This window comes from Pseudomonas sp. NPDC008258, from assembly GCF_042956345.1.
Lineage (GTDB): Bacteria > Pseudomonadota > Gammaproteobacteria > Pseudomonadales > Pseudomonadaceae > Aquipseudomonas.
Map to the genome: position 1 here is coordinate 1 of NZ_JBIBGE010000038.1, position 23,310 is coordinate 23,310.

The following is a 23,310-nucleotide window of genomic DNA, read 5'->3' on the forward strand; positions in this document are numbered from 1 at the left end:
ACGAAGTCACCCGACGACAGCGCGGCGTTGCCCAGGAAGCGTGGGTGGCGCTCGTCGACCACACCTTTACCCATCTGGGTGGTGATGAACGGGATACCGGTCTTGTCGATCAGTTGCTGGAGGACCTTGGCGGTCATCTTGCGGTTGGCGCCCGCACCAATTACGAGGATCGGGCTGCGTGCGTTCTGCAGCTTTTCAACGGCGGCTTCAATCGACTTGTGCTCGGCCAGCGGGCGGCGGTGCAGACTGCGTGGGACCGGCAGGGCATCGGTCTGCTCGGCAGCGATGTCTTCAGGCAGTTCCAGGTGCACGGCGCCCGGTTTCTCTTCTTCCGCCAGGCGGAAGGCTTCACGCATGCGCGCCGGGATGTTGTCGGCCGAAGCGAACTGATGGGTGTACTTGGTGATGGGGTCCATCATGCCGCACACGTCGATGATCTGGAAACGGCCCTGCTTGGACTTCTTGATCGGCTTCTGACCGGTGATCATCATCATCGGCATGCCACCAAGGTAAGCGTATGCACTGGCGGTCACGAGGTTGGTGGCACCAGGACCAAGGGTCGACAGGCTCACGCCGGTCTTGCCGGTCAGGCGGCCATAAGTGGCGGCCATGAAGCCCGCGGACTGCTCGTGGCGGGTCAGCACCAGCTTGATCTTCGACTTGCGCAGGGATTCCAGCAGGTCGAGGTTTTCCTCACCAGGAATGCCGAATACATACTCGACACCTTCGTTTTCCAGACATTGCACAACGACATCGGCGGCCTTGGCCATTTTTCTTGTAACCTCAAATTCAGAGTATTAGGCGCAGCAGAACCCGCGGGGCCGCAAGCGGCCCCGTGGGTGGACTTCGGGTACAGGTAGGCTTTTAGGCCAGCTGGTACGTGGTCTTGACGCGAGTGAAGAACTGGCGAGCATGCGTGCCTTGCTCGCGCGAGCCGAGGCTCGAAGCGCCGTTACCACCGAACGGGACGTGGTAGTCCACACCAGCAGTCGGCAGATTGACCATGACCATGCCTGCCGAGCTGTTGCGCTTGAAGTGCTCGGCATGACGCAGCGAGGTGGTCACGATACCGGCGGAAAGCCCGAACTGGGTATCTTCGGCAGCAGCAAAGGCGGCCTCGTAATCGCGAACCTTGAGCACGCTCAGCACCGGCCCGAAGATTTCTTCGCGGTAGATACGCATCTCTGGTGTCACTTCAGTGAACAACGCCGGGGTGAACAGGTAACCGCCCGCCTCGTTTTCGATGCGCTCGCCACCACATACCAGCTTCGCACCCTGCTCGCGGCCGCTGGCGACGTAGGACAGGTTCTGCTCCAGCTGGCGGCCGTCAACCACTGGGCCGATATCAGTAGACGCCTGCAGCGCATCGCCGACTTTCAGGGCGCGGGTGCGCTCGGCCAGGCGCGCTACGAACGCGTCATGGATACCCTCGGTGACGATGACGCGCGAGCTTGCGGTGCAGCGCTGGCCAGTGCTGAAGAACGAACCGTTGAGCGCGACGTCCACCGCCTGTTCCAGGTCGGCGTCGTCGAGCACGATCAGCGGGTTCTTGCCGCCCATCTCCAGCTGGACCTTTTTCATGCCTTCAGCCGCCAGCTTGGCGATCTGACGGCCAGTGTTTTCCGAGCCGGTGAAACTGATGCCATCGATGTGTGGCGAACGGATGATCGTGTCGCCTACGCTGCGGCCAGGGCCGATCAGCATGTTAAACACGCCCGCTGGCAGACCGGAACGGCTGATGATTTCGGCCAGAGCCCAGGCCGAGGACGGCACCAGTTCGGCAGGTTTGAACACGACGCAGTTGCCGAAGCACAGCGCGGGGGCGATCTTCCAGGCCGGAATGGCGATCGGGAAGTTCCACGGTGCGATGATGCCAATGACACCCAGTGGCTGGGTGAACACATCGATGCCCACGTCCTGGCGCACTGACTGATACTTCTCGCCTTCGGCGCGCAACGCTTCCTGGGCGTAGAACTTGAACGAACGCCCTGCACGGTCGACTTCGCCCAGCGCTTCGCGAACGATTTTGCCTTCTTCGCGAGCCAGCAGCAGCGCAAGCTCCTCACGGCGCGCAAGGATCTCGGTACCGATGAAATCCAACGCATCAGCGCGCTGCTGTGGATTGCTCCGTGCCCAAGCCGGCTGGGCACGGCGGGCCGCGGCGATGGCCTGCTCGGTCAGTTCCTGGTCGGCACGCACGAAACGTTCGACGACCTCGCCAGGGTTGGACGGGTTGCGGTTTTCGAGGATATCGGCGCCGCTGTCCAGAGCGACGAAAGCGCCGTCAACAAAGCTGCTTTTGGTGGCGATGGTCATGCGGTACGGATCCTTTTATCGGTGGCGTGGCGGGCAACGTAATCAGTGATGTTATCGACAGCGCGATCCATCAACTGCTGCATGGCATCCTCACTGCTCCAGGCAATGTGCGGATTGAGGATGAAGTCGTCCCGGTCGATCAGCTGGAACAGCGGGTTGCTCGGATGCAGCGGTTCTACTTCAACCACGTCCAGCGCCACACCGCCCAAGCGCCCGTTTTGCAGGGCGTCGATCAGCGCGGCTTCGTTGACGATGCCACCGCGACCGGTGTTGATCACCAGCGCATCGGACTTCATGGTCGCCAGTTTTGCAGCATCGATCAGGTCATAGGTTTCAGGCGTCAATGGCGCATTGATCGACAGCACGTCGCAGCTCTTGAGGAGGCTTTCCAGCGAGCGGGAATCGGGGCCCGGGCGCTTGCCGCCGCGGTCCTCGAACAGCACTTCCATGCCGAACGCACGGGCCAGTTCAGCCAGCCGCACAGCAATTGGGCCACTGCCGATGATCGCCATCTGCTTGCCACGCACATCACGGATGCGGTGATCGAAATAGATGTTCTTGTACTCGGCCTGACCTGCATGCACCTTGCGCATCAGTCGGTTGAACGCAGCCGGGCGACGGAACAGCTCCAACATCATCGCCATGCTGTGCTCGGCGACGGTGTTGGCCGCGTAACCGGGCACGCTGGACACTTCGATGCCATGGGCTTCGCAGTACTCGACATCAACGATGTCGCGGCCAGTCAACGCCAGCGAGATCATCTTCAGCTTCGGCAACTGACGCAGGTGCTCTTCGCGCAGCGGCACGCTGCAGGTCAGCGCCACAGTGGCGTCTTTCAGATGCTCAAGCACCTGGTCAGGGTGGGTGTAGGCAAACTGCTGCCAGGTGTGCTCGCAGTCTGGGCGCTTCAAACGCGTCGAAGCCGCAAGGCCCTCGTCATCGAGGAAAACGATATGTTCGCTCATGATTCTGATACTTATTTTTTCTGGGCTGGGACGTAGCCGGCCGGTGCCATGGCAACCAGCTGACGAGTGATGAAACCGGCGTCCTGGTCGTGATCTTCCAGAGTTTCCTTACGGACAAGTGCGTCACGCACCATGTGCGCGCCAAAGAAGCGGAACGGCTCAGGCGGCAGCAGCTTCATCTTCTGATTCACCAGACCACAGTTGGCCCACTCGTCGTTGGCATGCGTGGCAAGCGACTTGATGATGCGGCTGGCGAACACCGTCGTGGCGACACCGTTACCCGAGAAGCCGATGCCGTAGCTGACGGTCTGGTGATGGTCGAGGTAGCCAAAGTTCGGCAAACCTTTCATGGCACGGTCGATAGGACCGGTCCAGCTGGAAACAACCGGCACATCCTGCAGTTGCGGGTACAGGCGACGCAGTTCGGCGGCGACCTTGTCGGCGGCTGGAGAAGGCTTCTCGTACAGGTTGCCGATACGACCAGCGTAGGCAAACTGACCCAGTGGCTTGCCAAACACCACACGGCCATCCGGGGTGTTGCGCCAGTAGTTGAGCACGGTGCGCGAATCCGTCATGCACTCGCCGCCGCTGAAGCCGATAGCGTCGAGCTTGGCCTTCACCGGCGCGGTAGCAACCATGTCGCTGGACATGATGGCAATCATGCGACGCAGCTCGGGGAATTGCGCACCCCAGGCGTTCAATGCCAGCACTACGTGGTTGGCTTTTACGCGACCCATGGCAGTGTGCACCACTGGGTTCTTGCCGCGTTCCAGGTGGGTGAACGGCGATTTTTCGAAGATCTTCACCCCGAGTTTCAGGGCAACGCGGCGCAGACCCCGCGCCAGCATCGCTGGCTGGACAGTGGCGGCGTTAGGGTCGTAGATGCCTCCAAGCACCAGCGGCGACCCTACTCGACCACGAATGGTCTCGCGGTCCAGTTCCTGGAATGGGTTGACATCCAGCTTCTGCAAACCGTCGGTCAGTACCTTCCACGAGTTCATCTGGCGCTGGTTGGTGGCAGTCCACAGCCAGCCGTCTTTGCGGTACTGAGCATCGATGCCGTGCTCCTGGCAGAAGCTGCCGATCTCATCGATGGCCGACTCTGCGGCTTCGCAGATGCGACGTGCCTCGACGTCACCACAGATGGTGCGCACCGACAGGTATTTACCCCACCAGTTGGTGGCGACACCGCCGTTGCGCCCGCTGGCGCCGGAGCCACAGCGGTCGCGTTCGACGATGACGATGGTCTTCTCCGGATGCGCCTGTTTCAGGCGGATGGCCGACCACAAACCGAGAAACCCGCCGCCGACGATGCAGACGTCTGCTTGAATCGAGTCCTGCAAGGCAGGGGCGAGATCGCTATCCAGGTCGAGTGCCTGGGCATACCAGAATCCACGGTACATAGTGTTGGTGCCTTTGAGCGTGAGAGCATGTTGGTTTTTGCAACATAATGCTCACCCTTGGGGCACTCTCGCTGTAACAAGTATGACAATTGATAGTAGAAGCACGCGCAAAAGCTACCATTTGTCCCGATTTTTCTACTTGCTGGGATTGATATGATATCCCGGACCCTCCGCAGCATCTAAAATGTGTGCAGACATGATGAGTTGAGGTAGTCGTCCATGGTTCACCAAGCGCTCTATGACACTCCGCTTGAAGCAGACATCAAACTGCCCGTAAAGCCCGAGCTGCGCGTGGGTTTTGTACTGCTGAATCAGTTCACCCTGGTCCCGGTAGCCGGCCTGGTCGATTCGCTTCGCTTTGCCGCGGACAAATCCTTTCGCAGCCAGCAGCTTTTCTGCCAATGGGACTGGATGACCCTCAACGATCAACCCATCACCGCCAGCTGCGGCATGCCCATCCACCCGACCAAGCCGCTGAACATGTTCGCCCAGTACGACTACATCGTGCTTGCCGGGGGGCTGCTGGGGGAAACCCGCAACCCGCCTGACTGGCTGCTTGATGGACTGCGCGCAGTCAATAGTGCCAACATACCCATCATTGCACTTTGCTCGGGCTCCTTTGTACTGGGCAAAGCCGGCTTGCTTGATGGGCGCCGCTGCGCGGTTCACTTCACCCTGCGCGATGAATTCAAGGAGCGCTTCCCGGCCTCTACGATGGTCATCGACAAGAGCTATGTCGATGATCGAGGGATCATCACATGCCCGGGCGGCACCGCAATCGACCTGGCAGCCAACCTCATCAGGCGTCACTGCGGCGCCGTGCGCGCCCAAAAGGGCCTGGAATATCTACTGGTTGAAGAACGACGGGAAGAACAGCAGGCAGCAGCGGCCAGCGAAAGCGTGTATCAGAACGACCGCGTTCAACGCGCCATCGAATTCATGCGCGCGCACCTCGATGCATCGATGACTTTGCAGACCGTTGCAGAAGCCGTAGGCACGCACCCCCGCCAACTGCACCGCGAGTTCGTGGCCAATACCCAGGAGCCGCCGGCAAACTATTGGCGCAAATTGCGCCTGGAGCATGCCCGTCGGCTGCTGGTCAACACCAGCCAGAACATCACCACCATCGCCCTCGCCTGCGGCTTCTCCGATGCCTCGCATTTCATCCTGTGGTTTCGCAAACAGTATGGCGAAACACCTTACACATTCCGCAAGCGCCGCCACGAGGTAGAGCGCTTCGACTGGCATGGCGACAGCGCCGGTCTGGACCCGGACCTTTAGGCAAAAAAAACGCCGCAATCCACATGCGGCGTTTTTTTTGCTCAAGCGTAGGTCACAACTGCCCGAACGCCTGAATTTCAATGCGATAGCCCGGTGCTGCCAGCGGCGCCCCCACACAGGCGCGCACAGGCGGCTGGTCGCCGACCCAGGCATCGTAAACCTCGTTCATGCGATCGAACTCAGCCATATCAGCCAGCCAGATCTGCACGCGCGAAACGTTGGCTTTGCTGGCCCCTACCTGAGCCAACCAAGCTTCGAGCTGGCGCAACACGCAACGCGTCTGCTCGGCGATGTCGCCGTCGAGGTTCTCGGCCACGATACCCGAGGTTTCGATACGCCCGTCGATGATCACCAACTGGCTGGCACGCTTGCCGGGATTGATTCGCTCGATCATGCGACGCTCCTTAGAACAGCACGTAGGTCTTGCGCAGGGTTTCACGGATATCCCACACGCCTTCGCAGTTTGCCGGGAACAGCACAGCATCACCTGCGCGCAGCTCCACCGGCTCACCGCCATCAGGCGTGAAGGTGCACGAACCGCTGATGATGTGACTGAATTCACGGTTGGTCAGGTGACGGCGGAATACGCCGGGCGAGCTTTCCCATACGCCAATGCTGGCATTCACAGCATCATCAGCCTGATGCTGGCCAGTCGCTGCGTGAGCGATCAGCTCACCGACAGGCAGTTTGGCAGGGGCTTTTTCACCCAGCGGCGATTCAGCAGCCTGGCGCACAACGGTAAGAACTTGGGTCATGATAAATCCTCAAACGGATGGTTATGGCTGGATCAGCGCGCAGTTGCGCACCCATCCAGGGCAGATGCCTGTTGCAGGTCGAGCTTCGCGGTCTCCGGCGCCAGCCACCACGAAGCCAGGGCGCCCAACAAAGAAATGGCCGCAGCCACCAGCATGGTCGGGCCGATGCCCAACGAGGCCAGGGAAATTGGAACAAGGTAGGTCCCGGCCGCAGCACCGATGCGCGACAACGATGTTGCCAGGCCCACACCTGAAGCGCGGATCTCGGTCGGGAACAACTCATTCGGATAGACGTATTGCAGCACTTGCGCCCCGCCGATCAGAAACGCATACGCACCAAACAGGAACAGCACGACTACCGGCGCCGCATCCGGGAACATGCCTAGCACAGCCAGAGCAACGCCTGACCAGAGCAGGCTGTGGATCACCATCGGCCGCCGCCCCATGGTGTTGATGACACGGGTCGCCGCCAGACAACCGATCACGAACAAGACGGTAATGGCGATCGACCCTACGCTCGCCATGTCATCCGACAGTTTCAATGCCTGGAGCACCTTCGGGGCAAATGCGTAAATGGCGAACAAAGGAACGATCGAGCACGTCCAGAACAGGGTGACGAAGACCATGCGCTTGCCGTAGCCGGAATGGAACAGCGACGCCACGGAAACCTTTTTCTTGGTCGCAGGCTCCGGCAGGTCACGGGAGCAGTAATCAGGCCCGTAGATACGCTTGATAATCGCATCAGCCTCGGCAATACGCCCCTTGCTGATCAACCAGCGTGGCGACTCAGGGGTCAGCATTCGCGGGATGAACAGCAGCAACCCTGGCACCGCCGCGCTTGCCAGCACCCAACGCCAGGCGTCAGCACCACCAACGCGCATGAGCATTTCGCCCACACCATATGCCAGCGCAGCACCCACGAACCAGCTTACGACCATGCTCGCCAACAAGGGGCCGCGCGCGGTACGCGGTAGAAACTCGGCAAGCAGCGACGTAGCGATTGGCAGGTCAGCCCCTACCACTACCCCGATTACCAACCGGAAGACAAACAGAAGCCAGGCAGAATCCACCCAGAACTGAGCGATTGAAATCACGATGATGACAGCGATGTCGATCACGTAGAGCATTTTGCGGCCAAAGCGATCTGTGAACCAACCGCCCAGGAAGCCACCGAAGAACAGACCGATCAGCGCCGCAGAGGCGATCAGGCCCTCCCAGAACAAATCGATCTGCAAGGCAGAAGTCAGGTGCGACATGATCACACCGATGATGCTCAGGACATAACCGTCGAGGAACGGGCTGCCTGATGTAGAAAACGCCAATTTCTTATGGAAACCATTAAGGGAAGCGTCTTCAATGGATCGTTTGAAACTCGACATTGAAGTTTCCTTTTGTATTTGTTATTGCAGTAACGCCCAGCCAATCACTGTGACGCAAAGTATGAATAGATAACTTGACGGGCACGCCAAGTTTGCGCGCTGACAATTGTCGCGTGCTTGCTCGGTACCACTCCCTCAAACAAATCATAAACTTAGAGCTGCGACCAACTGCCGCGCCCCACCTGCCAATTACTATCGCATTGCATGCCGGACGCCCCTATAACGTTTGAGACAACTATTCGTATGAATCGCCCAAGCCAGAAAAAAACCAGCGGGCGGCGAGCATGGCTTTATCTCAGCGCCCGAACATTCTATGAGCTGTCTCAAACGTTATAGGGGCTCGAGCCTCAAGGGTGAGAAAGTGCTCGCACACGCAGAGGTGCTCCGCCCGCACGTTCTGCTGTCTGTAGGATTTTTGCCCCAGCGCGCTGCGGGTTCCGGCCCGCCTGGAATTCGCGGTGCCTAGGTGCGTGCTTGATCATATGAACAATAAGCTGGAGCTCCCCCATGGCCTTCAAAAGAACCATCCACGCGGTAGACACCCACGCCGGCACCCCGATGCGCGTGATCACCGGCGGCGTGCCGCACATTCCTGGCGATACCGTGTACGCCAAGATGAAATGGCTGGAAGAGAATGATGACCAACTGCGCAAGCTGATGCTGCGCGAGCCTCGCGGCTACCCGGCGCATTGCTGCAACATCATCGTTCCGCCATGCCACCCGGAAGCGGATGCCGGCTACGTCATCATGGAGCAGATCGAGTACCCGGTCATGTCCGGCGGCAACACCATCTCGGTCGTGACCGTGCTGCTGGAAATGGGCATGCTGCCGATGAAAGAGCCGCTGACCGAACTGGTTCTGGAAGCACCAGCCGGCCTGATCCGCATCAAGGCCCAGTGCGAAAACGGCAAAGTCAAAGGTGTCACCTTCCAGAACGTGCCAGCCTTCGCTGCCCACCTGGATGCAGTCATTGACGTTCCTCACCTCGGTAAAGTGCGCGTCGACGTGGGCTGGGGCGGCATGTTCTACGTCATCGCCGACGTACGCCAGTTCAAGGGGCTGGAGCTCAAGCCTGAGCATGGCGGCGAGATCGCCCGCGTTTCGTCGATGATTCGCGAGGCGGCCATCGAACAACTGCCTGTGGCCCACCCGGACTACCCGGGTGTCGGTATCACCATCTCCCAGCTTTCCGGCCCATCCGACGACCCTAAAGCTGACTGGAAAAATACCGTCACCATGTCTTCGGGCACCTTCTCCTGGGATGACCCGGCCACCTGGACCGGCGCCCTGGACCGCTGCCCATGCGGCACCGGCACCAGCGCCAAGATGGCTACGCTGCACGCCAAGGGCGAGCTGCCACTGAACCAGGATTTCCGCCATCAGGGTATTCTGGGCAACATCTACACCGGTCGCCTGATCGAAGAAACCACCATTGGTCAACACAAGGCCGTGGTCCCGACCGTAACCGGCACCAGCTGGATCTACGGCCTGAACACCTTCGTCCTGGATCACGACGATCCATTCACCGAAGGCTTCACCATCGGCGATATCTGGGCTTGACCTGATCGACTGTGCCCCGTGCACATTCGCTGACAAGGCTTCCGATTGAAGTAATCGATCGGAAGCTTTTTTTTGGCCAATAATAAATCCAATGGGTCAATCATGAACATCAGAAACAAACTGACACTGGCCTTCGCAACCATCGCCTGCGCACCCGTCCTATTGGTTGCAGCCATCGTCCTGATGAACGCGCGTAGCCAGGCAGAGGCCGGGTTTGTCGACAGCACCGGCCGTGAGATGCGCCAGATAGAGAACGCTATGATGCTGTTTTTCGACGGCATTTCGCAGAACGTAAACGACTTTTCAACGCGGACTGAAGTCATCAGCACTCAACCGTTGAAGGACTATACGTCGGACTCAGCCGCCAGCATTGCGCTGCCACCCGAGCATCAGCACTTGGCGCGAATTTTCGACCACTTCGCCCAGTCCCACCCAGGAACCGCATATCTGTCGCTTGGCCGGGAGGACGGCACCTTCGCCACTTGGCCTGAAGACCCTCAGCGGCACAGCTACGACCCCAGGCAGCGCCCTTGGTACCAACTCGCCATGTCACAACCAGGAAAAGTCATGCGCTCTGGCGCCTACTTCTGGCCGGCGGACAACGCCATATTGCTCAGCACCGTGCGCACCTTCAGCGATGCTTCTGGCAAACCTGCCGGAGTCTTCGCCCTGGACGTGTCGATTAACCAGCTCACCGATATCGTGCGCAAGATCAAGCTCGGCAATACCGGCTACCTGATGCTGATCGAAGGCAATGGAAATGTGCTCACAGACCCGAGCGACGATACCCACAACTTCAAATCACTCGCAAGCCTGGGCGACGGCTATGCAGAACTCGCAGGGTTTACAGGTTCCAAGCAGGTAACCTTGGGTGGGCGCCCCTTCATGGCCAACAGCTGGCAATCACCCGGGCTGGGCTGGCAATTCATCGGCTTGATCGAGCAGGACGAAGTCATGGCGACCACCAACCGGCTCACGTGGCTGGTGGCCGCCATCGTGGCAGTGCTCGTGCTGGTGTTCGCGTGCCTCGGCTCCTGGTTCGCCAGCCTCATCGTCCGCCCGATCCTGACCGTCTCTGGAGGGCTCGAGGACATCGCCCAAGGCGAAGGCGACCTTACGCGCGACCTGTCCGTGCAGGGTCGTGACGAAACGGCGGTGCTGGCACGTTGGTTCAATCAGTTCCTGGGCGCGATCCGGCAACTGGTCAAACGGATCGGGCAGGCTTCGTCCCACCTGGATGAGGCCTCATCAAGCGCTATCGAGACCGCTGCACAGATGAACCATGCAGCAGGCCGGCAACGAGAATCCGTGGAGCTCGTGTCCACGGCTTTTCATGAAATGGTTGCAACCGCCAACGAAGTGGCGCGTTCCTGCAGTGACGCCGCCGACTCTGCCGACGCCGGCCAACGCCAGGTGCACGACGGCCAGGGCCGCATCGAAGAGGCCACCACCAGCGTCTCGCGCCTGGGCGATACACTGCGTGATTCGACAGCAGCGATGCAGCAGCTCGAACGGGATAGCCAGAACATCAACACTATTCTCGGCACTATCGGCTCGATCGCCGAGCAGACCAACCTGCTGGCACTCAATGCCGCGATCGAGGCTGCACGCGCAGGCGATCAAGGGCGTGGCTTCGCGGTGGTCGCGGATGAGGTCCGCGCACTGGCAAGGCGCACCGGAGAATGCACGGAGGAAATCGACACGCTACTCAGCGGGCTAGGCCGGCGAACGCAAGAGGTGACTCGGCAGATGCAGACGTGCCTAACTATCTCCGACACCAGTGTTGCGAACATCCGCCAGGCTCGCGAGAGCTTCGAAGCGATACGCCTTAGCGTGGACCGAATCCGCGATCAGAATACCCAGATAGCCACGGCTGCAGAGGAGCAACATCAGGTGGCTGAAGGTATAAACCGGCACATCACCCAGATACACGAAGATGCTCGACTGGTCGAGCAATTGGCGGAAGGCGCCAATGGCGATTCACAGCGCCTGTCACGCATTTCGGGCGAGCTGCAGAATCTGGTGGGAAGGTTCCGGCATTAACGCCGCACCTGACCGATTGCGTGCGGCCTTGCATCACGTGAGGCCGCTTTACTGCCCTGATACCTTAGCGCCCCTGGGATTCCAGCTTGGACCGGGTCAACAACGCATCCAGCACAACCTCGCATGCGGCTCCCCAAGTAGCACTCGCAGGCTGATGCATGAGTACCTCGAGCCCAGCATAGGTAAAGGTCCCAGGCGTCGCGATGCTCTGCCCCAGCGCGCTGAGAGACTGTTCAGGATGATACTGTGCGCGTGCGATGCAGTCCTGAAGATTACCCAGCACCAGGGTTCGCGCGTCTTCAGCAGACAGCCCCTTTTCACTCAGCCACTGCTGGAGATCGTGCAGAAGGAAGTAGAACCAGCCGTTCATGCAAGCTGCCACGGTTGCAAGTTCGAAGGATGCCTCATCATCAAGCACCACGCGCTGCCCCAGCGGCAGCAACAACTGCTCAGTGGCCGGATGCGGCGGACAGATGACCACTGTGGACTGGTTGAACAGCGCCGCGTAAGACAGCATCACACGGACGCACTCGGCGCCCGGGAACGCGCTGCTCAGTTGCTCAAGGGAAATGCCGGCCATCAGCGACACAAGGTGCTGACCCTGCCTGAAGCTGACCTGGGCAGCCAGTTCGCCCATTACCCGGGGACGTACGCCGATTACAATCGTGTCGGCCCCGTCGACTACCGCCTGGTTGCTGTCCAGGATGCGGCAATCACACTCTGCCGCCAGAAGTGCAGCACGTTCAGCATTGCGGGGTGAAAGCACAATGGCACCGTCGTAACCACTTCGGCGCAGGCCTCGTACCAGCTTGTCCGTAAGATCGCCGACACCCAGAATTCCCAGAACGCTCATGATTTCCCCTCTGCCATTTTGATCAGTATGCACTGACCGCGTTGCATCAAGGGGCCTGAGCCAAACAATGCGCTGCGGCGTCACGCCTCTACTATGTCACCATGAGCCCCCTGGATATATAACGAGCGGGACGAGTCATAGTAACCTTTAATAGCTGCAAGGCCTACCTGCTGCAGGCCCTGCGCGCTACGCACAACTTACTTGGCCACCACCAGACCAGGATTGCGAGACCCCGGCGAGTCCTTGGCGTTGACCATTGCCTCAGCCAAGCGGCGGAATGTCACCACACCCAACGGCTTGCCCGCGGTAGAGACAACCGTAACATCGCCCTCCGGCGCACCGACAAGCAAACGCACTGCTTCTTCCACGGTGGTTCCGGCCACGATGGTGGTGCCAGTTCCGGCACTGCCCGTACGCAATGGCTGCATCACGGCTTCGACGTGGAGCACCCTGCCCCGGTTCACCTCTTTCACAAAATTGGCAACGTATTCATCGGCTGGACGCAGCACGATGTCCTGACTGGTTCCCTGCTGAATGACCTGGCCATCGCGAAGGATCGCGATCTGGTCACCCAGACGCAGGGCCTCATCAAGGTCATGCGTGATGAACACGATGGTTTTCCGGATTTCCTTCTGCAGGTCAAGCAACACCGTTTGCATGTCCGTACGGATCAACGGATCGAGCGCCGAGTAGGCTTCATCCATGAGCAGCACCGGCGCATCGTTGGCCAGCGCACGTGCCAGCCCCACCCGCTGCTGCATACCGCCGGAGAGCTGATTCGGGTACTTCTTCTCGAAGCCCTTCAGGCCCACGCGTTCGATCCAGCGCATGGCGATTTCCACGCTTTTGGCCCGCGGCAGCTTCTGGATATCCAGCCCATAGACCGTGTTCTCCAGCACATTACGATGCGGCAGCAAGGCGAATTTCTGGAACACCATCGCAGTCTGCTGCCTGCGAAAATCCCGCAGCTGATCAGGGTTCATCTTCACGACATCGACACCATTGACCAGGACTTCGCCCGAGGTGGGGTCGATGAGCCGGTTGATGTGACGGATCAGCGTCGACTTGCCAGAGCCGGAAAGCCCCATGATCACCTGGATGCAGCCACCAGGCATCTCCAGGTTGATGTCCCGCAGGCCCAGGACGTGACCATGGCGCTCCATCAACTCGGTCTTGGTCATGCCCTGCTTGACCGCATCAATATGCATCGCCGCATGAGGGCCAAAGATCTTGTACAGATTACGGATCTTGATGCCGTCGAATGTCTGCTCAGCCATGGACCACCTCCAGGTGTTTCTGAAGCCGTTGCCCGTAAGCCTGGCTGACTCGGTCGAAAATGATGGCGATGCCGACGATGGCCAGCCCGTTGAAAATGCCCAAGGTGAAATACTGGTTGGCGATAGCCTTGAGTACCGGCTGGCCCAGCCCCTGCACACCGATCATCGAAGCAATGACGACCATCGCCAAGGCCATCATGATGGTCTGGTTGATGCCGGCCATGATGGTCGGCAAGGCGAGCGGTAACTGCACGTTGCGCAGCTTCTGCCAGTTGGAGGAGCCAAACGCGTCAGCTGCTTCCAGCACATCCTTGTCAACCAGACGGATACCAAGGTTTGTCATGCGGATCATGGGCGGAATCGCATAGATGACCACCGCGATCAACCCCGGCACCCTGCCGATGCCAAGCAGCATGACCACCGGAATCAGGTAGACGAAACTCGGCATCGTCTGCATCACGTCCAGCACCGGGTTGATCACCCGCTGAACCCGCTCGGACCGCGCCATCATGATGCCGATAGGCAAGCCGATGACGATGGAGAGCACAGTGCAGACGAAGATCATGGAGATCGTGCGCATCGAATCATCCCACATGCCGAAGTACCCGATGGCCATCAGCGCCACCAGCGCGCCGATTACCACTTTGATGCTTCGGCTGGCGCCCCAGGCAATGGCCAGGATGATCAGGACGATGATCGGCCAGGGTGTCTGAGTCATGAAGCGCTCAGAAATCAGCAGAAACTTCTGAAGGGGAGCAAAAAAACCTTCGATGGCCTCGCCATGGCTACGCGTAAACGTGCGGAAACTTTCGTCGATCACCTGCTTGAGGCTGCGCAGGGCATCTTCATCCATCTGAGGAAAATCTTGAAACCAGCTCATATGCGTACCTTTACCCGATTTCCAGGCGCTTTCTTGTTGTTTTCGGCACCATGCCGCGGCGCCAGATAGCGCCGCGCCAGCCGATGGTTACAATGCTGATTTGATCTTTTCGGCCACTTCCGGGCTCACCCACTTGCTCCAGACATCGGGGTTCTTTTTGAGGAACTGCTTGGCCCCGTCTTCACCGGTGGCCTGGTTGTCTGCCATCCAGGCCAGCATCTTGCTCACCACCGCATTCGGCCAGGATCGGCTGGTCAGATACTTGTAAGCATCCCCAGCCCGATCAGAAAACGACTTGGTGACAATGGTGTTGACTTCATCTGCCGGCCATTCGTTGGGTTTGGGGTCCGGACACTTCTCAACCTTGTTGCAGCGATTCCACTCAGCATCGTCATAGGGCACGCCACTTGGCAGGCGAACCATCTGGTACTTGCCCAACAGTGAGGTCGGGTCCCAGTAGTATCCGATCCATCCCTTCTTGCGCTCGTAGGCATGGATGAGCGAGCCGTCGTGGCCCGCAGCGGACCCTGTGTCGACCAGGTTGAAGCCCGCTTCCTTGCCTTTGTAGGCCTTATAGTACTGACTGGCGATGATGGTACCGCCCCAGCCTTGCTGACCAGCAGACCACGCGCCCTTGGAGGGGTCTTCCGGATCGGGGAACAGCTCCGGGTGCTTGAGGGCGTCAGCGATTGTCTTGATGTCCGGGTGTTCGTCGACGATGAACTTGGGTACATAGATGCCTTGTACACCACCCTCAGTGAATGCCTTGCTGGCGATCAGGAGTTTGCCTTCCTGGATGTTCTGCTGCGTGATGGGTGGCCGCAGGCTAGTCCACGACTCCGGTGCCACATCAGGTTTGCCCTTCTCAGCCATCGAGGTAAGGGTTGGCACAGTATCTCCAAGTACAATACTGGCATCACAGTCATAACCGTTTTGCAGGATGAACTTGTCGACTTCAGCAAGTAACTCCGCCGAGGCCCAGTTCATGCTTGCGATAGTTACCGATCCACAGTCTGCAGCCCGGGCCACCGGCACCACAATGGACAGCGCCATGGCCAGCGACACCACTGACAGTGCACGTTTCATTCCACTACCCACCACCACGCCCACGGCAGCCTCGCGCCTCAGGTTATTCATGTGCAGTACCCTCTTTTATTGATTTTGTATTGAGCCAACAACAAACAAACCGATCGCCGCGCAGCTTCTACGACACCCCATGCATTGGGGCACGATACTTTTAACAGCAGGCGAGCTTATTTAACGTTCGCGAAAAGTCAATTTCGCAACCGCCCTTTCCTCCATGAATAGACATCCAACCTTGCCTGAAGTACAGGCACAGCCATTCAAGTCTTGCAACATGAGATTGAAAACAACTTTGCGCAGAACGCGCTCGCCTCATCAATAAGTGCACACACAACAAAAAGAAGGGAGTTGCTCGGAAAGAGGTTGAGCGTGCTAAGGCAAGCATTGTATCGGACAGGCTGCCCCTGAATTGCAAGGCAACACACAGAACAATCGTCAGCCCAGTTTTTTTGTTGTTTCATGGCGATCGACTCTTCGAGACGTAAGAGGATTCTGTAGTGGCATACAACCTCCGTCTATAAAGAAAAGGACGATTAACAGCACAAATTTACATTTCAGCACCGTTCATGGAGGACCGGAGTACATCGCTTTCAGCATAGCCCATGCGTCATGCCCCGTAGCCGGCAGACGTCAGATCAGGCTTGCGAAAGCCATGAACAGCAGCAGCACCATGATAACCCGGCGCGCCATCATTTCAGTCATCCTGGAAACCAGACGCGAGCCACACCACACGCCGGCTGCGAGCACGGGCAAGCTTAGCAACCCCAAGTGCAAAGCTTGCGGGGTGAACAGATCAAGCGCCCAGAATGCGGGTAGTGCTGCCAAATCCATGATCAGAAATGCAGCGATAATGGACGCCCTGCCTGCTTCCAGTGCCAAAGGTGACCCTAGGAAGAATACAATGACAGGCGGACCACCCAACCCTAACGAACCATTGAGAACGCCTGCCCCCGCGCCGATGGCGGCAGTTTGCATCGTCGACGGCATCTTTTTCAGCTTATAGCCGCTGATCATCACCAGGCAGCAGACAGTAATGAGCACTGCCAGCACGAGCTTCACGGTTTCACCAGATATTCTGGCGAGCAGATAGGCCCCCAAGGGCGTGGCAATGATCGATGAAACCGTCAATACCCTTATCGAACGCCAATGTACATGTCGCCAAATGGCAGGAAGCAGTTTCACCCCTGCGACGATTTCCAGGATTACCATGGCCGGTACGATGGTTGTCAAGGGCACCACAAACGACAGTGACATGATCGCAAGCATCGTGAAACCGAACCCTGAGAACCCGCGCGCCAAGGCGGCAATAAACACCGCAGTCAGGCAGTACAGGGTTACCAGTGGAGACATCAGTACTATAGCGTCCAGCATGATCCACCTTAAATTTTGCAAGCCTTAAAAACAGCATCACCCATGATGTATTTTGCGATACTGAAGACCAGCGGAGATATGACGTAATCGACTGAAAGTATCACATAGCTGCGCCCCTACTCGTCTTGATCAAACCTTCATCAACTGTTGACCGTTTCTTCACCTCACTCCTCGACAATAAGGCGGTCACCGCCAAGGTCAAGACATGCATCAGCATCCACCCAAACATCAAATCAAGGCTTGAACATGCGTCATTCACACGTTCTTTTTAAAATTGGCCTGTACATGACTATCTGCGGCATAGTCTCTGGCTGTAGCGCTCTCTGGAGCAACGCGCCTGAACCGGCCCGTCTGAAAATATATCCATCAATCAACGCCCTGAGGCTGGCTATTGAAAGTATCGACGGTGAACCGGCAGATGGCAGCACATCCTACTCACTGGTACCGGGCCCCCACAGGATCGAAGCCCGAGCTCAGCTCACCGCTGGCGCAGAGCAAATGACCGAATGCGCAAAGAACCTCAGTTGGACAACATTCGAAAGCGGCAAGATTTATGCGATTACCGAAGGCAACTGGAATGGCCAGCCCAGCCTGATCTTGCAATCTTCCCGCGGCGAGGTCCTCGACTACGCGGATTGCAGTTCCTAGCCGGGTTGACAGAATCTTGACAATTCTGAGGCATTCTCATGCTCCCTTCCTCTGCTTATTCGGGGTTCCATGAGAAAGCTCTTCATCCAACTACCTGCCGCCTTGGCCATGCTCATCGCAGCAGCAGGCGCAAGCGCCCATACCATCAGCGGCGCGCTAGGCTCTACCATTCAAGGCGACGTCACTGCCCGATTGGGTATGAGCCTCAACTGGGACAAAAGCTGGTGGCAAACTGACAGCGGGCGCCTGACCGGTTATTGGGATACAGGATTGACTCATTGGGAGTCAGGAAAAAAAGCTTCAGCCCAGACCTCGCTCTCTTTCGCCCCCGTTTTTGTCTATGAATTCAAGACCGACTCCAGCATCACCCCCTTCATCGAAGCCGGTATAGGCGTTTCACTCTTCACGGCTACCCGGGTCGGTGATAAGCAGTTGGGCTCAGCGTTCAATTTCGAAGACCGTCTGGGTTTCGGTGTGAAATTCGCCAATCAGGACAAGCTGGGCGCGCGAATCATTCATTATTCTAACGCAGGGATAAAACAGCCGAATCAAGGCATTGAATCTATCGCTGTGTTTTATAGCCACGAACTCTGAATCAGAGCAGCTCAACCATGACTGCGCCCTCCACGCTACGCCTATCAAGCCTGGTGCTGATACTGATGACTATCACCGGCTGCGCTACAGTCATGGCCGATCGGACTTGGCATGGTAAGCACTTCCTCTACATAAGCTGCTCCGGCCTCACCTCCTCTTGGGCCCACTGCCTGAAGCAGGCTGAGCAGAGCTGCGGCTCAACAAACTATGAAGTGATCGCCCAGTCCAACATGGCCCAGGAGGACAGCAACGATTATCTACTTGGGATCAACCCGGCCGGTTTCAGTAGCCGCGACGCCGTGGTGCTATGCGACCCGCCGGGGAATGAGCATCAAAAGCTCAGCCGGAAATTCCTCCGGCGTTTGGGCGCCCACTAGTCAAGAGGGCGCCGGTTTAACTATTCAGACAGCATCTTGATCAAATCTTGATGAAACCTGCAATGCTCCTTGAGATACGCGACGCAAGCTGGGAGGGTCAGGTTGCCACCATGAATGCCTCCAATGCCCCTCACTCGACTCGCAATGCGCCAGGTAGTTTTGGCAGTTTCCTTAGTTTCCACTTTGACCACAACCCTGAATGGCTGCTCATTCAATGCCAGTCAACATCGGGCGGGGTTGTTGCCACTTTTATCAACCCCTTCGATCGGACAATCCGTCAGCGCTGTCGATAATGCGGTGACACTATCCGCTGAAGAAGTTGAATTCCTGCTCTCATTGGACTCTTCAGGCCAGTTGAAAGGTCTCGCGGAACAGGCACTGGTGCGCGATCAAGCCGATCAGGCCATTGTTGATCGTGTCGAGCAGGCGCGCGTGCTCTTCAGCACCCAGCCGGAAAAGTTCGAATCCGACTTTTTCACAGCCGTGCAGGCGTTACCGTCGCCCCTTCGCCGCCGGTACCTCAGCAGCCAGGCGGGGATACTTGCACAGCGCAAAGCACTACTCGTAGAGATCGCTCGAGCCTACCTTTTGGCGAGAGCCTGTGCTTTCCGAGAACAAACGGCAACGGGTGTATTGCAACATCGCATAGACCAGATCGATCTGACCCGTGGCCAATTCCTCAATGGTACGCTCCTGCGCGACGACCTTCACCAATCCATGGTCTTTCTGACTCAAGCTCGGCTGCAGTCGGAAAGCGCCAGGCAGCGCAGAATCGATGCATTCAAGGCGCTACATCTGCTCACTGGCCGTGAACCGAAAGGCCTGGCCTTGCCCTTTCTTCTGTCAGGAAGTCACCAACCCCATCCGGCCTGGCTTAGCGATTTGCCTTCTGATCGCTTGCTGGATCGTTTTGACATTCAGGCAGCCGAGAAGCTACTCGTCACCGATCACACAGCAATCAGTGTGGCAAGAGCGTCATTTTTTCCTTCAATTCGCTTGAGTACAAGTGATGGGCTGGCAAGCGATAACGTTCATGCTCTTTTTTCCAATAGTTCAACCACCTGGTCATTCGCACCACGCCAACCTTTAGGCAGCCAGAGCGGAACAGGTCGGGCGACCAGCCTCAACCAGCGCACCAGCATCTCCAATTACCAGAAAGTGATACAGCGCGCTTTCAAGGACATGGCCGATGCCTTGGCGGAGCGTCATGCCCTGCTTCAGCGTATACGCAGCCAATCGGTGCTCGGAGAACTCGCCAGAGGCCAGCTAAAGGACCGTCTCGTCCAAGCCAGTGATGCCATCAGCAAGCTGGACAAGTTGGCAGCCAGCATCCAAGTGCTGCAGACCGATCAGGCGCTGGGCGATACACAACTGGCTATCGAGCTGAACTTGCTCTCGCTCTACAAAGTGCTCTACGGAGCCGACGCATCAGCTATCCCATCCTGACAAAAAAAGGAAAATTTATGCCCATTATCCATGCAGCTCACAAAGGCTTGATCACGTCACTGGCGCTCAATGCAGCGCTCGCCTCCTACGCCCAGGCAGATGACACATCGACGGATGATAAGAGTATCTGGGGTGACGAAACGCTGGTTACACTCGGACTGATGGCGGCTTATACGCCTCGATATCAAGGCTCTAAAAATTACACCGCCGATGCAGCACCCGTGCTTCACGTTGAACGAGGAATTTTTTTCCTTGACTCCGACGATGGGCTGGGCCTGCAATGGCATACTCACACAGGTTTCAGTGCCCGTGCTTCTATCGGCTACGACATGGGACGCGCCGATGGAGACAGCGACTCGCGCAACGGCTCCGACAAGCTCAGGGGCATGGGAGAGGTCGGCGGCGCCACAGTGCTGAATCTGTATGCAGCCCAGCAACTGACTTCCTGGCTAACGCTTGATACCCACGCTCAATTTCGCCTGGGCGGTGCAAAACGAGGAGACCAGTATGCCCTGGGTCTCGAGGCGACACTGCTGCACGACGATTATGACAAAGTGGCCTGGCGCGTTGACGCACATGCGGGTAATGGCCGCTTCAATCAAACCTACTATGGCGTGACTGATCAGCAGAGCGCCAACTCCCGCTTCGACAGTTTCAAGGCCGACAACGGCATCTACGCTTACTCGACCGAATTAAGCTGGCTGCACAGATTCGATGAACACTGGACGACCATTGCGGGTGTTGAGCTTACCCACTACACGGATCAAGTACGCAAGAGTCCTGTAGTGACTGCCGACACAACGGCTTCGAGCTTTATCGGCGTCAATTACACCTTTTGAGCGGTTTTCCTGCGTAACCTCATCGACGCTCGACTCGTCATCGGCGGTATTTGCAGTATCAATACGGCCGATGCTTTCGTTCTTCAGCGCTGCCGCGTATCGTCGTGCGCTCGAGCTCTGTTCACACGCTTTGCCTGCCGGCACTTCACTGGTGAAGGCAGGCAATCATTTCGAGGCCCAAGTGACAAGCAAACTGATTTTGATCGTCGAGGATGATGCTGACAGTGCAAGCATCCTCGAAGCTTATCTCAAGCGCGACTTCTTTGAAGTGGCCATCGCAGAAGACGGCCTCAAGGGCACCGAGTTGCACCACCGGCTCCAACCCGATCTGGTGTTACTCGACATGATGCTGCCATTCATGAATGGTGCCGAAGTACTCAATGTCATTCGAAAGCGCGGCAGTACGCCAGTGATCATGGTGACAGCGATTGGCGACGAGCCGGAAAAGCTAGGTGCTCTGCGATATGGTGCCGATGACTATGTGGTAAAGCCCTATAATCCCAAAGAAGTCGTGGCCAGAGTACATGCGGTGCTTCGCCGGATACAGCCGGTGCAGGTAAAGGATAGCCGCTTGCAATTCGAAGCGCTGTGGCTTGACCTGGATAGCAGAACCGTAGGAGTCAAGACCGAAGCAGGGCCGGATGTGCTGGTCGACCTTACCCCGACCGAGTTCAACTTGCTGGCGGTATTGCTTGGCGCGCCACAGAAAGCCTTTTCCCGCGAAGATCTGCTCAGCCGCTGCCTGCCTGAAAGCGATGCACTAGCGCGTGTTGTAGATACCCACATCCACAATGCCCGACGCAAACTCGAGGCGCATGGCATCACTGGAGTTCTGGTAACGGTCCGTTCAATCGGCTACCGCTTTCACTAAGGGGGTCGCCATGAAAAAGCCTGTAAATCTGTGGAAGTGGGTGGGCTGGCGGATGGGTTTCATCGCCGGCGGCGCGGTGATACTCGTATGCCTGATCATGTGGTTGCAGTTCCTCTGGTGGGATATCAAGGTTACCTCCAGGATCCCACCGCAAGCCCAAGCCAAAATACATAAGTTGGTGGAAAATCCTGCCGGACACGAAGCTGAAATCTGGGACTATCTCACACGTTACTACGCCCTTGACGACGTCTTGCCGGGTGTTTCGGGAACGGAATGGTGGACAGTTGCGTTGCTGGTGATCGCAGCATTACCCATAATCTACGCTGCCGGTTTCCTCCTGCTTCGCCCGCTTTCAAGTCGCGTCAAGGAAATTGCCCAGGCCGCTCGAAAAGTTGCTCAAGGCGATCTAAACGTGCAATTGCCTATTTCCGAAGAAATGCCCCTCGAAGTTCAGCGCCTGACCAGCGACTTCAACAGCATGACTCAGCGTCTGCGCCTCTACGAACGAGAGGTCCAGGAATCGAGTGCCGTGCTTGCGCACGAATTACGCACGCCTCTGAATGCTGCGATGGGACGAGTTCAAGGCATGCTGGACGAGGTTTTTCCGGCAAACCAGGAGCAACTCGGACTGGTCCTCCATCAACTCTCGCACTTGAATGTGATGGTGGACGACCTTCTTCTCCTGTCCCTGGCGCAGGCCGGTCAGCTACCGCTGAACAACACGTCGTTCACCATCGATGCACTCCTGCTCGAAAGACTCAAATGGTTCAGCCCGCAACTGACGACTGCGGGAACGCATGTAAGCACCCTAGGGCTTAGTGGGCTGGCCATCAATGCGGACAGGAACCGGGTCGGACAAGTTTTCAACATTCTGATTGAGAACTACCTGCGTTACGCCGCCTCAGGCAGAGAGCTTAGTATTCAAGGGCAAGCGCATAACGACAGCGTTACCGTGGCATTCTGCGACCGCGGCCCCGGCCTGAACGAGGATGAAGCGCAGCGCGTTTTTGAACGTTTTTGGCGCCAGGAAATATCTCGCAATCGCCGTGCAGGAGGTTGTGGTTTAGGGCTTTCGATCGCACATGCCATATGCACCGCCCATGGCGGTTCAATCAGCGCCCGGCGACGCCCGGGTGGTGGGATGGTATTCGAAGTCCGCCTACCGTTGGAGCCTTAATCACAACCTTTGGCTCCTGACCCGTGCCACAACGAGCGTAATCTTGGAAAAAATTGACCGCAAGTAGAATGTGCGTGGCAAGGCGAAGACTACCTCAAGCGGAAAAACCTACATCTTTCACAACGTTTTACATTGTGTACCTGGCTCCAGCGAGGCGGTCAATATCCCGAGCAAGCTTCACATGAGCTACGC

General features: G+C 57.8%; 22 protein-coding genes and 1 pseudogene. 11 read left to right on the forward strand and 12 right to left on the reverse strand.

Annotated elements, in window-relative coordinates; genetic code table 11:
* The 4 genes from ACFY9W_RS24575 to ACFY9W_RS24590 all read right to left on the reverse strand — a co-directional run.
* The coding region (locus ACFY9W_RS24575; protein ID WP_391135964.1) for a thiamine pyrophosphate-binding protein at positions 1 to 770 on the reverse strand (770 nt) is incomplete at its 3' end.
* Positions 771 to 864: 94 nt separating this feature from the next.
* Positions 865 to 2,316, reverse strand: a complete 1,452-nt coding sequence (locus tag ACFY9W_RS24580; RefSeq protein WP_391135967.1) for an aldehyde dehydrogenase family protein — start codon at positions 2,314 to 2,316, stop codon at positions 865 to 867.
* Complete coding sequence (locus tag ACFY9W_RS24585) at positions 2,313 to 3,281, reverse strand: NAD(P)-dependent oxidoreductase (RefSeq protein WP_391135970.1); 969 nt, start codon at positions 3,279 to 3,281, stop codon at positions 2,313 to 2,315. The genes ACFY9W_RS24580 and ACFY9W_RS24585 overlap by 4 nt, the downstream gene beginning before the upstream one ends.
* An 11-nt stretch (positions 3,282 to 3,292) precedes the next feature.
* On the reverse strand, positions 3,293 to 4,684 hold the full coding sequence (locus tag ACFY9W_RS24590; RefSeq protein WP_391135973.1) for an FAD-dependent oxidoreductase: 1,392 nt from the start codon (positions 4,682 to 4,684) through the stop codon (positions 3,293 to 3,295).
* Between the two features lie 219 nt (positions 4,685 to 4,903).
* Between ACFY9W_RS24590 and ACFY9W_RS24595 the strand changes: the two genes are divergently transcribed.
* A complete protein-coding gene (locus ACFY9W_RS24595; protein ID WP_391135976.1) occupies positions 4,904 to 5,965 on the forward strand; it encodes a helix-turn-helix domain-containing protein in 1,062 nt (353 codons plus the stop codon).
* A 52-nt stretch (positions 5,966 to 6,017) separates the two neighbouring features.
* On the opposite strand, the gene ACFY9W_RS24600 is transcribed toward ACFY9W_RS24595, so the two are convergent.
* The 3 genes from ACFY9W_RS24600 to ACFY9W_RS24610 are packed head-to-tail and all read right to left on the reverse strand — an operon-like array spanning position 6,018 to position 8,099.
* Entirely contained in the window at positions 6,018 to 6,359 is a 342-nt protein-coding gene (locus ACFY9W_RS24600) for a Rid family hydrolase (RefSeq protein ID WP_391135979.1), read from the reverse strand.
* Between the two features lie 10 nt (positions 6,360 to 6,369).
* On the reverse strand, positions 6,370 to 6,720 hold the full coding sequence (locus tag ACFY9W_RS24605; RefSeq protein WP_391135982.1) for a cupin domain-containing protein: 351 nt from the start codon (positions 6,718 to 6,720) through the stop codon (positions 6,370 to 6,372).
* A 32-nt stretch (positions 6,721 to 6,752) separates the two neighbouring features.
* Positions 6,753 to 8,099, reverse strand: a complete 1,347-nt coding sequence (locus ACFY9W_RS24610; RefSeq protein WP_391135985.1) for an MFS transporter — start codon at positions 8,097 to 8,099, stop codon at positions 6,753 to 6,755.
* Positions 8,100 to 8,606: 507 nt separating this feature from the next.
* Here ACFY9W_RS24610 and ACFY9W_RS24615 point away from each other — a divergent pair.
* The 3 genes and pseudogenes from ACFY9W_RS24615 to ACFY9W_RS24625 all read left to right on the forward strand — a co-directional run bounded on the left by ACFY9W_RS24615 (position 8,607) and on the right by ACFY9W_RS24625 (position 11,702).
* Complete coding sequence (locus ACFY9W_RS24615) at positions 8,607 to 9,659, forward strand: proline racemase family protein (RefSeq protein ID WP_391135987.1); 1,053 nt, start codon at positions 8,607 to 8,609, stop codon at positions 9,657 to 9,659.
* Between the two features lie 237 nt (positions 9,660 to 9,896).
* Positions 9,897 to 10,847, forward strand: a pseudogene (locus ACFY9W_RS24620) (cache domain-containing protein); the annotation flags it as partial.
* A gap of 87 nt (positions 10,848 to 10,934) precedes the next feature.
* Positions 10,935 to 11,702, forward strand: coding sequence for a methyl-accepting chemotaxis protein (locus tag ACFY9W_RS24625; protein WP_391136093.1), 768 nt, complete (start codon positions 10,935 to 10,937; stop codon positions 11,700 to 11,702).
* 64 nt (positions 11,703 to 11,766) lie between these two features.
* Here ACFY9W_RS24625 and ACFY9W_RS24630 read toward each other — a convergent pair whose 3' ends face one another.
* The 5 genes from ACFY9W_RS24630 to ACFY9W_RS24650 form a co-directional block, all read right to left on the reverse strand.
* A complete protein-coding gene (locus ACFY9W_RS24630) occupies positions 11,767 to 12,555 on the reverse strand; it encodes an NAD(P)-binding domain-containing protein (RefSeq protein ID WP_391135989.1) in 789 nt (262 codons plus the stop codon).
* A 197-nt stretch (positions 12,556 to 12,752) separates the two neighbouring features.
* On the reverse strand, positions 12,753 to 13,832 hold the full coding sequence (locus ACFY9W_RS24635) for a betaine/proline/choline family ABC transporter ATP-binding protein (RefSeq protein ID WP_391135991.1): 1,080 nt from the start codon (positions 13,830 to 13,832) through the stop codon (positions 12,753 to 12,755).
* Positions 13,825 to 14,712 carry an ABC transporter permease subunit gene (locus tag ACFY9W_RS24640; RefSeq protein WP_391135993.1) on the reverse strand — a complete coding sequence of 296 codons (888 nt, stop codon included), beginning with the start codon at positions 14,710 to 14,712 and terminating at the stop codon, positions 13,825 to 13,827. Before ACFY9W_RS24640 ends, ACFY9W_RS24635 begins: the two co-directional genes overlap by 8 nt.
* An 87-nt stretch (positions 14,713 to 14,799) precedes the next feature.
* Positions 14,800 to 15,849: a glycine betaine ABC transporter substrate-binding protein gene (locus tag ACFY9W_RS24645; protein WP_391135995.1), complete on the reverse strand. Its 1,050-nt coding sequence runs from the start codon at positions 15,847 to 15,849 to the stop codon at positions 14,800 to 14,802.
* 576 nt (positions 15,850 to 16,425) lie between these two features.
* Positions 16,426 to 17,145, reverse strand: a complete 720-nt coding sequence (locus ACFY9W_RS24650; RefSeq protein WP_391135997.1) for a TSUP family transporter — start codon at positions 17,143 to 17,145, stop codon at positions 16,426 to 16,428.
* A gap of 267 nt (positions 17,146 to 17,412) precedes the next feature.
* Between ACFY9W_RS24650 and ACFY9W_RS24655 the strand changes: the two genes are divergently transcribed.
* The 7 genes from ACFY9W_RS24655 to ACFY9W_RS24685 all read left to right on the forward strand — a co-directional run bounded on the left by ACFY9W_RS24655 (position 17,413) and on the right by ACFY9W_RS24685 (position 23,118).
* Positions 17,413 to 17,814, forward strand: coding sequence for a hypothetical protein (locus ACFY9W_RS24655; protein ID WP_391135999.1), 402 nt, complete (start codon positions 17,413 to 17,415; stop codon positions 17,812 to 17,814).
* A 69-nt stretch (positions 17,815 to 17,883) separates the two neighbouring features.
* Positions 17,884 to 18,408 (forward strand): acyloxyacyl hydrolase, encoded by a 525-nt coding sequence (locus ACFY9W_RS24660; RefSeq protein ID WP_391136001.1) that lies wholly within the window; start codon positions 17,884 to 17,886, stop codon positions 18,406 to 18,408.
* Positions 18,409 to 18,473: 65 nt separating this feature from the next.
* Complete coding sequence (locus tag ACFY9W_RS24665; protein WP_391136003.1) at positions 18,474 to 18,785, forward strand: hypothetical protein; 312 nt, start codon at positions 18,474 to 18,476, stop codon at positions 18,783 to 18,785.
* Between the two features lie 144 nt (positions 18,786 to 18,929).
* The gene (locus ACFY9W_RS24670) at positions 18,930 to 20,231 is read left to right on the forward strand and encodes a TolC family protein (RefSeq protein ID WP_391136005.1); all 1,302 of its coding nucleotides are present in this window, start codon (positions 18,930 to 18,932) and stop codon (positions 20,229 to 20,231) included.
* Positions 20,232 to 20,248: 17 nt separating this feature from the next.
* Positions 20,249 to 21,070, forward strand: a complete 822-nt coding sequence (locus ACFY9W_RS24675) for a MipA/OmpV family protein (RefSeq protein WP_391136007.1) — start codon at positions 20,249 to 20,251, stop codon at positions 21,068 to 21,070.
* A gap of 181 nt (positions 21,071 to 21,251) precedes the next feature.
* Positions 21,252 to 21,941: a response regulator gene (locus tag ACFY9W_RS24680; RefSeq protein ID WP_391136096.1), complete on the forward strand. Its 690-nt coding sequence runs from the start codon at positions 21,252 to 21,254 to the stop codon at positions 21,939 to 21,941.
* Between the two features lie 10 nt (positions 21,942 to 21,951).
* Positions 21,952 to 23,118 carry an ATP-binding protein gene (locus ACFY9W_RS24685; RefSeq protein WP_391136009.1) on the forward strand — a complete coding sequence of 389 codons (1,167 nt, stop codon included), beginning with the start codon at positions 21,952 to 21,954 and terminating at the stop codon, positions 23,116 to 23,118.
* Positions 23,119 to 23,310 lie beyond the last annotated feature (192 nt).

Bases quoted from the DNA above. Each gene is read 5' to 3' on its own strand.
- ACFY9W_RS24580 (WP_391135967.1), bottom strand. From the start codon at position 2,316: ATGACCATCGCCACCAAAAGCAGCTTTGTTGACGGCGCTTTCGTCGCT.
- ACFY9W_RS24585 (WP_391135970.1), bottom strand. From the start codon at position 3,281: ATGAGCGAACATATCGTTTTCCTCGATGACGAGGGCCTTGCGGCTTCG.
- ACFY9W_RS24590 (WP_391135973.1), bottom strand. From the start codon at position 4,684: ATGTACCGTGGATTCTGGTATGCCCAGGCACTCGACCTGGATAGCGAT.
- ACFY9W_RS24595 (WP_391135976.1), top strand. From the start codon at position 4,904: ATGGTTCACCAAGCGCTCTATGACACTCCGCTTGAAGCAGACATCAAA.
- ACFY9W_RS24600 (WP_391135979.1), bottom strand. From the start codon at position 6,359: ATGATCGAGCGAATCAATCCCGGCAAGCGTGCCAGCCAGTTGGTGATC.
- ACFY9W_RS24605 (WP_391135982.1), bottom strand. From the start codon at position 6,720: ATGACCCAAGTTCTTACCGTTGTGCGCCAGGCTGCTGAATCGCCGCTG.
- ACFY9W_RS24610 (WP_391135985.1), bottom strand. From the start codon at position 8,099: ATGTCGAGTTTCAAACGATCCATTGAAGACGCTTCCCTTAATGGTTTC.
- ACFY9W_RS24615 (WP_391135987.1), top strand. From the start codon at position 8,607: ATGGCCTTCAAAAGAACCATCCACGCGGTAGACACCCACGCCGGCACC.
- ACFY9W_RS24625 (WP_391136093.1), top strand. From the start codon at position 10,935: ATGAACCATGCAGCAGGCCGGCAACGAGAATCCGTGGAGCTCGTGTCC.
- ACFY9W_RS24630 (WP_391135989.1), bottom strand. From the start codon at position 12,555: ATGAGCGTTCTGGGAATTCTGGGTGTCGGCGATCTTACGGACAAGCTG.
- ACFY9W_RS24635 (WP_391135991.1), bottom strand. From the start codon at position 13,832: ATGGCTGAGCAGACATTCGACGGCATCAAGATCCGTAATCTGTACAAG.
- ACFY9W_RS24640 (WP_391135993.1), bottom strand. From the start codon at position 14,712: ATGAGCTGGTTTCAAGATTTTCCTCAGATGGATGAAGATGCCCTGCGC.
- ACFY9W_RS24645 (WP_391135995.1), bottom strand. From the start codon at position 15,849: ATGAATAACCTGAGGCGCGAGGCTGCCGTGGGCGTGGTGGTGGGTAGT.
- ACFY9W_RS24650 (WP_391135997.1), bottom strand. From the start codon at position 17,145: ATGTCTCCACTGGTAACCCTGTACTGCCTGACTGCGGTGTTTATTGCC.
- ACFY9W_RS24655 (WP_391135999.1), top strand. From the start codon at position 17,413: ATGCGTCATTCACACGTTCTTTTTAAAATTGGCCTGTACATGACTATC.
- ACFY9W_RS24660 (WP_391136001.1), top strand. From the start codon at position 17,884: ATGAGAAAGCTCTTCATCCAACTACCTGCCGCCTTGGCCATGCTCATC.
- ACFY9W_RS24665 (WP_391136003.1), top strand. From the start codon at position 18,474: ATGACTATCACCGGCTGCGCTACAGTCATGGCCGATCGGACTTGGCAT.
- ACFY9W_RS24670 (WP_391136005.1), top strand. From the start codon at position 18,930: ATGCGCCAGGTAGTTTTGGCAGTTTCCTTAGTTTCCACTTTGACCACA.
- ACFY9W_RS24675 (WP_391136007.1), top strand. From the start codon at position 20,249: ATGCCCATTATCCATGCAGCTCACAAAGGCTTGATCACGTCACTGGCG.
- ACFY9W_RS24685 (WP_391136009.1), top strand. From the start codon at position 21,952: ATGAAAAAGCCTGTAAATCTGTGGAAGTGGGTGGGCTGGCGGATGGGT.